Here is an 11,761-nt window from a genome sequence, read left to right as displayed (position 1 = left end):
GCAGGGGCATCGGGCAACGGCGTTTCCCTCGGTCAGTTAGCACTTCCAAGGGTACGCCTCCCCGTCGCTCCTGCCACGCCTTCATCGGCATCAATCGCCTACCCAGGTACTCGGTCTTGGACCAATCGATGATCAAGGCCCGGGCGCAGCGGCGCTGGTGTGGGGGCAATTTCCTAGCTTGACCCGTGATCAACTCGTCTCTCGATTAGTGACCACGGGCCGAGGGATTTCCTGCGGTTTCGCGACTCCGACCCGGCGGGTGGATGTCCGTAAGGCGATATATGGCACGTCCGAAACCGCCGCCATTGGCCGTTTGCTCGACCCATTCAGTGGTAAGGCGCCAGTTCCCAACACGACTGCGGCCAACGCCAATCTCTACAATGGGGCGACGCTGGTTAAAAGCGATGCCACCAACAAGGGCGGGTTCTATGAGATGACCGGGCTCACAGCAGGTCCGCGAACCCTGAAAGCGGCTCGAACCGGTTACATGAGCAACGTCGCGCTAAGAGGTTTGACTGTCAACGCGAGCGTGGTGACACCCCCATCAACCGACGCCTTGCCTATGACGCGAGCGGCGGGTAACGCGACCATCACGCTGGATTGGAAGAATATGCAGCCGATTGCGGACACGACCGGATGTGGCTCCGGCTGCAACGGGTGGGAATTCGATCTGTTAGCCAAGACGCCAAGCGGCAGCTATATTTATTGGGAGAATCCTGGCGATTTATCGGGTGCGCCTTACGTATTTTATCCGCGCGATTCCTATGCTGACTATGAGCCACTGGAAATGATTGTAGTCGGAAATTCTGCCTCGCTTGGGATCTACAAGATCTTCGTACGGAATGAATGGACGGGAAGCTATTCTTGGAGTGATTCCTGGGCAAGTTCGGGCGCGTCTATTCAACTGTATAATGGAGTCACGCCGCTTGGTGGATTATTGTCACCGCCCGCAACCTGTGGACTAAACGAATACTGGTATGTCGGCGATTTAACGAAAACCAGTGCAACCGCTTACACTTGGACCATCAAGAATACCTGTTCCAACGTGAGTCCATAGAGCGTTCGCGGTCAGACGGTCGATATCGAAGGCGAGTCAACCGCAATACATGATCCCGACTCAACGCCCCCGTTGAGTCGGGGATGAGCGCAAACGGAAAGCGGTTTTATTCTCCCCTTCCAGGACGATGTGTCCACAGCCGACCGGCTTGTCCACGCCAACCCCTTGGCCCAACGATGGTTCCGTCAGCCCCTAGCCTGATCTCGACTGCGCCTTCGATCGCCGTATTGAACGCCCCGATCCCCTGCCCCGCCACCCGTTCGCGGACCATCTGCGCCGGAAACCCAAAGTGGTTGGCATATCCCGCGGAGAACAGCACCAGGCCAGGTGCGACGGCATGCAGAAATTCGCCACTGGTGGATGTGGCGCTACCGTGATGCCCAACGACCAAGATATCGCTGCGTAATTTGGATCCGAGCCGCTCCACCAGTCTCCGTTCCACCCCCTGTTCGACATCGCCGGTCAGTAGAATGGACCGGCCGCCAGTCTCGATCCGCAACACGCAGGAGGCGTTGTTCCCGCGCGCGCCTCCGTCCTCCGGATGCAGGAACAGGAATGACACGCCGGACCACGTCCAGCCATCCCCGGCCTGACAGGACGTGGCGCCAGGAAGATCAAGCTCGGTCGGCTCACCACTCTGAAGATGATCGAAGGCGATCCGTTCTACCAATCCCCGCAAACCGCCGGCATGATCGCGGTCGGCATGGCTGACCACCAGCCGGTCGATATGATCAATTCCCTGATGCAAGAGAAAGGGCGCCACCACGGCGCTGCCGGTATTGAACCCGCTGGTGAAGCCAGGTCCGGTGTCGAAGACCAGCGTTCCCTCGCTGGTCCGTGCCACTGCGGCAAGCCCCTGCCCGATATCGAGCAGTGTGAACCAGACTTCGCCGGGGGCTGGGACGGGAGGATCAATCGCGACCAGTGGCAGAAGCAGCATCAGACCCAACCAGCGTCCGGGCAATCCGCGCGGCGCCAGGAGCAGCATCACGCCAATGGCCGAGACACCCCAGACCCAGGGCGGCGGCGCCGGCAAGGTCGCCGCCGCCCAGGGGACCGTTGCCAGCCAGGCCAGACCATCCATGCACCAACCGAGCAGTTCGGCGGTCAGGACCAGTGGCCATGCGCATCCAGGGATCAGGCTCGCCAGACTGGCGATCAGCACCAGCGGCAGGAGCAGACTGAAGAACGGAACGGCCACCAGATTGACCAGCGGGGCAATCAGCGAGACGCGCCCGAACATGGACAGGAGCAGCGGTAACAGACCGATGGTCACGGCCCATTGGGCACGACCCCAGCGGGTCCAGAGATCGCGGCTCGGCAGGCGTTGCCCCAGGTTGAACAGGAGTAAAGCCACCGCCGCGAAGGACAGCCAGAACCCGTAAGACAGTACCGCCCCTGGATCCAGTGCCAGGATGCCAACCAGGGCGAGCATCAGGGCATGATAGGGGCGGAGGGTCCGCCGCCAGAACGACGCGCCGAGCACCACGGCAAGCATGACGAGCGCGCGCTGGGTAGAGACCGAGAAACCGGCCAGGCCGGCATAAACCAGCGCCGCCAGGATACCGGCCAAGGCTCCCGCCCGTGGCGCGGCCAGGGCAAGCGTCAGCCGAACGCTCCGTGACCACAGCCAACGCGCCAGAACCAGGAACACGCCGGCGATCATCCCGACATTCAGACCGGAGATCGCGACCAGGTGACTGGTACCAGTCAGGGTCAGAATCTCCCAATCCTCGGGGTTGAACCCGGATGTCTCGCCGATGGCCAATGCCTGAACCAGCCCCAGTGTCCGGGCATCGCCCAGCACCCGGGCGAGATGGTCGGCGATCCCCTGACGCCAGCGATCCAGCCAATAGGGGCCAGCGCCCGCGTCCAGGCGTTCGAGACCCTCGCCATGACGTAGATGGCCAGTCGCCTTCACCCCTCGCTCGAACAGCCAGCGATCGAAGTCGAATCCTCCGGGATTGGCATACCCATGACGCGGTTTCAAACGCACCGGGAGCCGCCAGCGCTCGCCGGCCTTCAGCGCGGGCGCGCCCTTGTACCAGGACAGTCGGACCAGCCCCTGAAAGGGAATCGGGTTCGTGTTCTGCAGAGTGCGTTCGACCTGAAACAGAAAGCGCGTGGCGTAGCCGGTCTCCACTGGAATGGAGGCGATGCGTCCCTCCAGCAGCAGCGGGGCACGGGCAAGGTCGTCCGGGAAGGGTTCGCAGAGTACCGCGCAGGCATGGAGTTGCGCCCAGAAGACACCGAGCAAGCACGCAAATGGCAGACGTAGCCAAACCAGACGCCAGGCCAGAACCGCGAACAGCAGCGTCGGTAGTGCAACCATCCACCAAGATGGCATGACGGGGAACAGGTGAAAGGCCGCGACTCCCGCGGCGAAGGCTAAGCCGGCACGCATGCGCATCGCTCCTTTGCAGCAGGCCAGTCTCAATCCGAGGGCTTAAACAGCGCCAGCGCCGGTTGGTTCATGCAAGGACGAATCGAGATACGCGCACAACGCAGGCACGGACAAGATAAATCAGCGGCATTTCCAGTGTCTGCCCTATACTCGCAAATGAAGGCAAAGCCTGAACCGCGTCCAGCATTCTATGCGTCGTTTCCGCAACGAATCGACCCCGCATAAACCTATAAACATCGGAGCCTGCTCGGTTTAGGTGCTTAATCTTTCGATCATTTTAACCGTGTCTCACTGATCGCCGTTGGTCGCCAGCAAGGCTGGGGGCACTCAACACAACGCCTATCACGCTGGACGCGGTTTAAGACCACGCGGAACCACTGTGTGAAAAAATGGCTAAAGCGCGTCCTTCCAACCTCCAAGGCGATCCGAGAAAACGAGCGGCTTAGCAACGTCTTCGGTAAGCTTCTACACGATCCGAATCTGTGGCATCTGAACCGGCGGTCGGTTGCGGGTGCGGTCGCGATCGGGTTTTTTGCCATGTTCCTGATTTTTCCAGCCCAATCGCTGATCGCTGCGGGCCTTGCCATTACCCTGCGCGTGAACCTACCGATCTCTGTCGTGCTGGTTTGGACCACCAACCCCGTGACGAGTCCGCCGATGTTTTATGTTGCCTATATCGTCGGCTGCTGGATTCTTGGCCACGAGGCGGTGGGCTTCGATTTTCATTTCTGGCTGGATTGGCACAACTGGCTGGAGATCCTGGAGCCGCTGATGCTGGGCAGTCTGATCTGCGGCGCGGTCTGTTCCCTGCTGGGCTACCTGATCGTACAGATTCTGTGGCGCTGGAAACTGGTGCGCCAGATCCGCAAACGCAAGGAACGCTACCGCGCGATGTCCGCATCCCGGCTCAACGCCCCATCATCCAACCGCCAGATCTGATCCATGCGCCCCGCCAGTTCGGTGTCGTGGGTGACGATCACCAGACTGGTGCCGATGTCGCGGTTCAGCTCCAGCATGAGTTCGTAGACCCCGCCCGCCGTTTTGCGATCCAGATTCCCGGTCGGTTCGTCCGCCAGCAGACAGGCGGGGCGGGTCACCAGCGCGCGGGCGACGGCCGCGCGCTGACGCTCGCCGCCGGATAGCTCGCCGGGTTTGTGGGTGCCACGATGCCCGAGACCGACCCGTTCCAACAACGCTTCCGCCTTGACTCGGGCCTCGGCCGGTCGCATGCCGCCGATCAGCAACGGCATGGCCACGTTTTCGATGGCCGTGAATTCCGGCAGCAGGTGATGGAACTGATAGACGAATCCCAGATGCCGGTTGCGCAGCAGCCCGCGCTTCGACTCGGACAGTCGACTGACATCCTGATCCAGCCAGCGCACGCTGCCGGCGGTCGGTCGATCCAGGCCGCCGACACAGTGCAACAGGGTGCTCTTGCCCGACCCCGAGGCGCCGACGATGGCGATCCGCTCGCCGGGCGCGACGCTGAATGTCACCCCGCGCAGCACCTGGACCTCCTGCGGACCCTGCTGGAAGGTCTTGACGAGCCCCACGACCTCCAGAACCGCTGCGACATCACTCATAGCGCAGAGCCTCCGCCGGTTGCGTCCGGGACGCGCGCCAGGCGGGATAGAGGGTCGCCAGAACCGACATCAGAAAGGCCCCGCCGCTGATTGAAAGCACGTCGGCCAGATGCACGTCGGACGGCAGTTGACTGATGTAATAGATGGTCGGATCCAGAAAATGCACGCTGAAGAGACTCTCGATCGCACCTACCACCGGCTCGACGTTCCAGGCCAGCACCACGCCGACGAGCATGCCGAGCAGGGTGCCGATCAGCCCGATCGCGGTCCCCTGCACCATGAAGACCGCCATCACCCGTAACGGCGAAAGCCCCAGGGTCCGCAGCACCGCGATATCCGACTGCTTGTCGGTCACCACCATCACCAGGGTCGAGACGATATTGAACGCGGCCACGGCCACGATCAGAAAGAGGATCATGCTCATCATGCGTTTCTCGATCGCCAGCGCGCTGAAGAAATTGCTGTGCACCTGCGTCCAGTCGATCAGCCGATAGGTGCCGCCCAGATCGTAGGCGATTTCGCGCGACAGCCGCGGCGCCTCCCACATATCGGTCAACTTGATCCGCACCCCGGAGACCGCGTCGCCGTAGTTCATGAGCTTGGCCCCATCGCGCAGATGGATGAAGGCCGCGTTGCGATCGTAGTCCGCCATGCCGACCGCGAAGATACCGCTCACCGTGAAGCGTTTGAGCCGCGGCATGATCCCCACCGGGGTCGCGCTGACCTGCGGGGTCACCACCGTCACCTTGTCGCCCGGACCCACGCCCAGAAAGGCGGCCAGATCGCGCCCGAGGATGATGCGGAACTCGCCATCGACCAGATCGTCGACCGATCCGCTGACCATCTGCCCGCGCAGATCGGCGACCTCGTCCTCTTCGGTCGGAACGATGCCGCGGACCAGCGCGCCGCTCACGTAGGAGCTGTTGACCAGCATTCCCTGGACCTCGACGAAGGGTGCCGCGCCAACCACGTCCTTGTGCGCGCGCACCTGTTTCAGCACCTCGCGCCAGTCCGCCATGCCGCCGTAAGGGTCGGTCAGGGTCGCATGCGAGGCCATGCTCAGGATGCGCTGCTGAATCTCCTTATGAAACCCGTTCATGACGGACAGCACCACGATCAGGGCGACGATGCCCAGCGTGATCCCGACCATCGAGGTGCCCGAGATAAAGGAAATGAAATGATTGCGGCGTTTCGCGCGGGTATAGCGCAGGCCGATATAGAGTGGGAGTGGATGAAACATAGGGGCGGCATTTAACCACAAAGGCGCGCGCAAGGCGCGGAATTCGTTGGCCAGGTCCGGGGCGACCGGTTTTATCCGGAAGAAGCGCCAGGCAGCCGGCCCTCGAACGCCCAGGCGCGATCGGTCAGCATGCGCGCGATCGACAGCCCGATGGCGATCCCGGCGACGATGAACATGGCCTCGTAGGCATTGGCCATCGCCTCCATGGGCAGGTTCTGATTGGCGTAGACCAGCGCCTGATAAGCCGTCGTACCCGGAATCATGATGAGGACGGGGGGGACGGACAGCACGATGCGCGGACAGCGCATCCAGCGCGACACTCCGGCCGCCAGCAGACCGACCAGCAAGGTCGCAATGGGCGCGGCCACTTGAAGCGACCACTGCACGTCCACCAGATAGATGCGCAGCGTGTTGGCCAGCATCCCGATACAGGCCGCCGCCAGCGCAATGCGCGGCGGCGTGTTGAACATGATGGCAAAGCCGAAGACGCCACAGAAGCTGGCAAGCAACTGCAACAGCAGGAGTGTCGATCGCGGCAGGTTCAGTTCGGGCGCCCGCAGCGGCACCAGATGGACCAGTTCGGCGACCAGCCAGGCGCTGATCGCCGCCACGGTGACCACCAGGATCGCATAGGTCAGGCGCGAAATCCCCGCGGTAAAGTCCAGGCGTGCCAGATCCAGCGCGGCGGTAATCAGCGGAAAGCCGGGGATGAGAAAGAGCACTGCCGAGGTATAGCCGGCGGCCTGTCGCGCGCTGGGTACCCCGAGGCTCATCAGCAATCCCGTCACCCCCAGATAAAGCAGACAGGCCGTCGCCCCCGCCATGAGGGTGACGCCAAGCTGATTGAGCCGATAGCGGGCCAGGGTCGCGCGCAGGAACTGTCCGGCGCCCGCCCCGACAGCCACCCCCAGACACTCGACCCAGCCGCCGTGATTGAGAAAGCAGAAGGCGGCGCAGGCGACCAGCGCCGCCAGCGCGGTCATGAAGGGGCCGTAGCGGGCGGGCTGGCGGGCGATGATTTCGAGCCGTCGAGCGAAGTCCGCGACGCTGGTTCCCGGTGGCGTGCTCAGCGCCAGCGCCTCCATCTCGACGATCCGCCCGGCATTGACGCTCACGGCGGGAATGGTCCCGACCAGCGTATAACTCTGGCCCTGACGCAGGCAGGTAGCAATCACCGTGTTGAGCGTCACCTCGGCATGGACGGCGTCCAGACCCAGCGCATGGCCGACCCGGTTCATCTCTTCCTTGACGCGATAGGCGCCGGTTCCCGCCGCCGCCATCAGCGTTCCGGCGCTCACGACCACCTGGCAGACCGCCGAGAAATCAGAAGAACACGGATGCTGCGATTTCAATTGGTGAGCGATGGGATGAATCCTCCAGGATCCTGATTAGACGGAATGCGGCTTGGACGCGAAAAACTGCTCGATGGACGTTCGTCGGACACCTGAGTGCCACCAATGTTCTCGCGGCCATCGCAATCGGAAAGTTAGAATTGGCCGCTCATCCCACCAAACCACCGAGACCCGCACAATGCGCCGACTGCCCGCCGAATGGGAGCCCCAGAGCGGGGTCATGCTCACCTGGCCACATGCCGACACCGACTGGGCGGACCACCTGGATCGCGTGGAAGCGCTGTATGCCGAGCTGGCTGCCCTGATCGGCCGCTTCGAAAGGGTCGTGATCGTTTGCCGGGATCGCGATCATGCCGAACGCGCGAGGGGTCTGACAACCCGGGCCGGCACGGATCCCGCGCGGCTGGACCTCGGCATCGCCCCAAGCAACGACACCTGGGCGCGCGATTATGGCCCCATCAGTCTCCTGACCGATCAGGGGCGGATCCTGCTGCTGGATTTTCGCTTCAACGGCTGGGGCGGAAAATTCAGCGCCGACCTGGACGACCGAATCACCGGACGCCTGGCCGCGGGCGGCCTATTTGGCGACGCGCGGCTCGAAACGAGCGATCTGGTGCTCGAAGGTGGCGCGATCGAGACCGACGGTCAGGGCACCCTGCTCGCGGTCACCCGAACCCTGGTCGATCCATTGCGCAATCCATGCCGGTCACGCGCGGACATCGAACACGAACTCACCGCCCGGCTCGGCATCCGTCATTTTCTCTGGCTGGAGCATGGCGGCATCAGCGGCGACGATACCGACGGACACATCGACACCCTTGCCCGCTTTTGCGATCCGCGGACGATTTGTTACGCCCGCTGCGATAATCCGCTGGATGCGGATTTTGCCGAACTCGCTGCGATGGAAGCGGAATTGGAGGCGCTGCGCGATCCCGCGGGCCATCCCTATCGATTGATTCCGCTCCCCTGCCCTGCGTCGATTCTAAACGAAGACGGCGCGCGACTTCCGGCCGGTTACGCCAACTTCCTGATTGTGAATGACGCGGTGCTGCTCCCGGTCTACGACGATCCGGCCGATGAGCAGGCGCGCGCGATCCTGGGCGATCTGTTCCCGAGCCGCGACATCCTGACGCTCGACTGCCGCCCGCTGATCCGCCAGGGCGGCAGTCTGCACTGCATCAGTATGCAGCTTCCAGGCTAGCGCGCGAGGCTATCCGATCACCCGCAGCTTGGCCGCAATAAAGGCGCCATGCGGCACATGGAGCAGATTCGCCACCTTGCGCACCAGATACTCCTCGTGCTTGCAGAGTTCCTCGTTGGCGTAGGCCACGCGCCAGAGTTGTTCGACCAGGGTCGCCTTCTGTTCCGGGTCGAAATGGGCGTTGATGAGCGAGGTGAACTGATGGTAATCGGTCGCCTGTTCGCGCTCTTCATCGGCGCACTCGATCAGCTCTTCGGCCTGCTCCGGCGTCAATCCGAAATGCTCCCGGACCGCCGTGAGGATCGCCGCTTGCTGCGACTCCGTGACCTTGTCATCCATGTGCGCCATCTCCAGCAGCAGCGCCGCTGCGGCGCATCGGGCCGACTGGTCGGGATCCCGAGCGGACGGCGCATCCGCTGACAGATAGCGATCGAAAAAGGCGCGAATATGGTTCAGCATGGGTTCTCCGAGTTGTGTCTGATTTCAGAAGGTTCTGAGAAAAAACGGAATCACCAGCGCGTTCACCAGGTCGATGAAGAAGGCGGAGACCAGCGGGACGATGATGAAGGCGCGATGCGAGGGGCCGAAACGCTGGGTGACGGCGGCCATGTTGGCCATGGCCGTGGGGGTCGAGCCGAGCGAGACCCCGCCGAAGCCGGCCGCGACCACGGCGGCGTCATAATTGCGGCCCATCAGGGGGAAGAGGATGAAGACGGTCACGCTCACGGCAAGGACGAACTGGCCCGCGAGGATGGCGAAAATGGGGCCGGCGAGATCGACCAGGGTCCAGAGCTGCATGCTCATCAGCGACATGGCGAGAAAGGCGCCGAGCGACACATCGGCGATCAGGGCGATCGCCGGGGTGCGCGTGGGCCAGGGCATCCCCGACAGGGTCGGAAGCTTGCGGGGAATCAGGTTGGTGATGAGGATCCCGGCGAACAGACAGGTGACGAAGAGCGGCAGCTTCAGCCCGAGATCGGCGATGACTTCATTGAGCAGGAAGCCGACGATGATACAGAGGTGGATGGCCAGGATGGCGCTCAGAAAATCGAGATGATCGATGCCGGACTTTTTCTGCGTCTCCGACAGACCGATATCCTGAACCTCCTCGGCCACCTGTGGGGCGGGCGCGAGTTGATGGCGCGTGATCAGGAACTTGGCGATCGGACCGCCCATGACGCTGGCCAGGATCAGACCGAAGGTGGCGCTGGCGATGCCGATTTCCATGGCGTTGGCGATGCCATAATCGGCGGCAATGGACGGCGCCCAAGCGATGGTGGTGCCGTGTCCGCCGATCAGCGACACGGTGCCGCCGGTGATGCCGACCGCCGCGGGCAGGTCGAAGAGCGAGGCGATACCGATGCCAGTGAGGTTCTGCGCCAGCATGAAGACGATGGTGACGGCCAGCAGGATGAGGAGCGGCCGCCCGCCGGCGAGCAGATCGCGGGCGCTGGCGTTGATGCCGATGGTGGTGAAGAAATAGACGAGCAGAATGTCGCGCGCCCGCAGTTCGAACTCGACCGCGAAACCGGAGACGACATAAATCAGCGCGAAGAGGAGCGAAAACAGCAGCCCGCCGGTCACTGGCTCCGGGATGCTGAACTCGCGCAGGAAGCCGACCTTTTCATTCAACCGCTTGCCGATGAACAGCACGATGATGCCGATGGTCACGGCCAGGAAGGATTCGATGCGTAGAATGCCGTCGAGCAGTTCCATGTTGACTCCTCGTTAATGATGGTATAAAGACGCGCCGCCGAGCGTCATCTCGAAAGGCTCGAAGACTATCCTGTTTTCGTGACAACCGGGAGTGGCGCGCAACCGTTTCCCATTGATCGCTTGACCGCGCGTCTAGCGCCGGGCGATGCGATCGGATCCATTTAACCTCACGATAGGGGCATGAAGATGACATATTGCGTGGGACTCCTACTCGATCAGGGCTTGGTCATGGCCTCCGACTCGCGCACCAACGCGGGCGTCGATTACATCTCCTCGTACAGCAAGCTGCATGTGTTCCAGCCGGCGCCGGACCGGCTCTTTGTCCTCATGGCCGCCGGCAGTCTGGCGACCACGCGGGAGGTGCTGGACCGGATCCACCGCGATCTGGATCAGGCGGTCAATCCCAAACTCAGTCCCTATCAGCAGTCGCCCGGCGCCACCCTGTTAAACGTCAACTACCTGTTCGAGGCGGCGACCTATATCGGACAGGTGAGTCTGGCAGTGCAGAACGAGCACGGTCCGGCGCTGCGTCAGTCTGGCGCGAGCGGAGAGGCGACCTTCATCCTGGGTGGACAGATCGCCGGTCAGCCGCAGGGTCTGTTTCTGATCTATCCCCAGGGCAATGCGATCGCGGCCACCCCCGAGACGCCCTATCTGCAGATCGGCGAAAGCAAATACGGCAAGCCGGCCTTGGATCACATCGCAAACACCGACCTGTCGCTCGATGACGGCGCGCGGCTGTGCCTGGTCTCGCTGGTGGGGACCACGCGCTCCAACCTGAGCGTGGGACCGCCGTTCGAGGTGGCGGTCTGCGCGAAGGATCTGTTCGCGCCCTCCTATCGGCTCAAGCTGGATGCGGATTCGCCCGAGCTTGAGACCCTCACCCAGCAATGGGGCGGCAATTTCCGTCAGGCATTCCGCGCGCTGCCCCGCTTCGGCTGGGAAAAGGGCGAGCCGCAGCCCACGCCTCATCTCTAGGAGCCTGTCCGGCTTAGCACCCGCATCGCGAGTACAATCGTGTGTCTCACCCCGAAGCCCAGCGGAGCCTCCATGGCTGTCGAGTTCATCCCCATCGACCGAGACACCCCCCTGCTGTTGCCGCCGTGCATTCAGGATTATCTCCCAGAGCGGCATTTGGCGCGGTTCGTGGTGGAGATCGTCGACCAGTTGGACTTGCGTGCGCTGGTCGAGGCGTATCGTGGTACCGG

At 62.8% G+C, this 11,761-nt stretch carries 10 protein-coding genes and 1 pseudogene; 5 read left to right on the top strand and 6 right to left on the bottom strand.

All coding sequences use genetic code 11. The features are described 5' to 3' along the window. Nucleotides 1–259 precede the first annotated feature (259 nt). Nucleotides 260–1,057 (top strand): carboxypeptidase-like regulatory domain-containing protein, encoded by a 798-nt coding sequence (locus QZY07_RS19050; RefSeq protein WP_295406077.1) that lies wholly within the window; start codon nucleotides 260–262, stop codon nucleotides 1,055–1,057. A gap of 106 nt (nucleotides 1,058–1,163) precedes the next feature. Here the strand turns inward: QZY07_RS19050 and QZY07_RS19045 are convergent, their stop codons facing one another. Beyond that, complete coding sequence (locus tag QZY07_RS19045) at nucleotides 1,164–3,461, bottom strand: DNA internalization-related competence protein ComEC/Rec2 (RefSeq protein WP_295406075.1); 2,298 nt, start codon at nucleotides 3,459–3,461, stop codon at nucleotides 1,164–1,166. Between the two features lie 381 nt (nucleotides 3,462–3,842). Between QZY07_RS19045 and QZY07_RS19040 the strand changes: the two genes are divergently transcribed. After that, the gene (locus tag QZY07_RS19040; protein WP_295406073.1) at nucleotides 3,843–4,400 is read left to right on the top strand and encodes a DUF2062 domain-containing protein; all 558 of its coding nucleotides are present in this window, start codon (nucleotides 3,843–3,845) and stop codon (nucleotides 4,398–4,400) included. On the opposite strand, the gene lolD is transcribed toward QZY07_RS19040, so the two are convergent. The 3 genes from lolD to QZY07_RS19025 form a co-directional block, all read right to left on the bottom strand. Next, nucleotides 4,343–5,044 (bottom strand): lipoprotein-releasing ABC transporter ATP-binding protein LolD, encoded by a 702-nt coding sequence (gene lolD, locus QZY07_RS19035; RefSeq protein WP_295406071.1) that lies wholly within the window; start codon nucleotides 5,042–5,044, stop codon nucleotides 4,343–4,345. The genes QZY07_RS19040 and lolD overlap by 58 nt on opposite strands. Next, nucleotides 5,037–6,284, bottom strand: a complete 1,248-nt coding sequence (locus tag QZY07_RS19030) for a lipoprotein-releasing ABC transporter permease subunit (protein WP_295406069.1) — start codon at nucleotides 6,282–6,284, stop codon at nucleotides 5,037–5,039. The genes lolD and QZY07_RS19030 overlap by 8 nt, the downstream gene beginning before the upstream one ends. Nucleotides 6,285–6,355: 71 nt before the next feature. Next, on the bottom strand, nucleotides 6,356–7,582 hold the full coding sequence (locus QZY07_RS19025; protein WP_295406067.1) for a threonine/serine exporter family protein: 1,227 nt from the start codon (nucleotides 7,580–7,582) through the stop codon (nucleotides 6,356–6,358). Between the two features lie 232 nt (nucleotides 7,583–7,814). Between QZY07_RS19025 and QZY07_RS19020 the strand changes: the two genes are divergently transcribed. Beyond that, entirely contained in the window at nucleotides 7,815–8,837 is a 1,023-nt protein-coding gene (locus QZY07_RS19020; RefSeq protein ID WP_295406065.1) for an agmatine deiminase family protein, read from the top strand. A 9-nt stretch (nucleotides 8,838–8,846) separates the two neighbouring features. Here the strand turns inward: QZY07_RS19020 and QZY07_RS19015 are convergent, their stop codons facing one another. Both QZY07_RS19015 and gltS read right to left on the bottom strand, forming a co-directional pair. Next, the gene (locus tag QZY07_RS19015; protein WP_295406063.1) at nucleotides 8,847–9,296 is read right to left on the bottom strand and encodes a TerB family tellurite resistance protein; all 450 of its coding nucleotides are present in this window, start codon (nucleotides 9,294–9,296) and stop codon (nucleotides 8,847–8,849) included. 24 nt (nucleotides 9,297–9,320) lie between these two features. After that, nucleotides 9,321–10,553 (bottom strand): sodium/glutamate symporter, encoded by a 1,233-nt coding sequence (gene gltS / locus QZY07_RS19010; RefSeq protein WP_295406062.1) that lies wholly within the window; start codon nucleotides 10,551–10,553, stop codon nucleotides 9,321–9,323. Nucleotides 10,554–10,739: 186 nt separating this feature from the next. Between gltS and QZY07_RS19005 the strand changes: the two genes are divergently transcribed. Together QZY07_RS19005 and QZY07_RS19000 are read left to right on the top strand one after the other, a co-directional pair. Further along, the gene (locus QZY07_RS19005; RefSeq protein ID WP_295406079.1) at nucleotides 10,740–11,531 is read left to right on the top strand and encodes a 20S proteasome subunit A/B; all 792 of its coding nucleotides are present in this window, start codon (nucleotides 10,740–10,742) and stop codon (nucleotides 11,529–11,531) included. A gap of 72 nt (nucleotides 11,532–11,603) precedes the next feature. After that, nucleotides 11,604–11,761: pseudogene (locus QZY07_RS19000) on the top strand (IS5/IS1182 family transposase); the annotation flags it as partial.

Origin of the sequence: uncultured Thiocystis sp., assembly GCF_903866365.1 — a bacterium.
GTDB lineage: Bacteria > Pseudomonadota > Gammaproteobacteria > Chromatiales > Chromatiaceae > Chromatium.
The sequence above is the reverse complement of the archived record's forward strand: the minus strand, read 5'-3'. Positions and strand labels throughout refer to the sequence as shown.

Bases quoted from the DNA above. Each gene is read 5' to 3' on its own strand.
- QZY07_RS19020 (WP_295406065.1), top strand. From the start codon at position 7,815: ATGCGCCGACTGCCCGCCGAATGGGAGCCCCAGAGCGGGGTCATGCTC.
- QZY07_RS19005 (WP_295406079.1), top strand. From the start codon at position 10,740: ATGACATATTGCGTGGGACTCCTACTCGATCAGGGCTTGGTCATGGCC.
- QZY07_RS19030 (WP_295406069.1), bottom strand. From the start codon at position 6,284: ATGTTTCATCCACTCCCACTCTATATCGGCCTGCGCTATACCCGCGCG.
- QZY07_RS19045 (WP_295406075.1), bottom strand. From the start codon at position 3,461: ATGCGTGCCGGCTTAGCCTTCGCCGCGGGAGTCGCGGCCTTTCACCTG.
- lolD (WP_295406071.1), bottom strand. From the start codon at position 5,044: ATGAGTGATGTCGCAGCGGTTCTGGAGGTCGTGGGGCTCGTCAAGACC.
- gltS (WP_295406062.1), bottom strand. From the start codon at position 10,553: ATGGAACTGCTCGACGGCATTCTACGCATCGAATCCTTCCTGGCCGTG.
- QZY07_RS19015 (WP_295406063.1), bottom strand. From the start codon at position 9,296: ATGCTGAACCATATTCGCGCCTTTTTCGATCGCTATCTGTCAGCGGAT.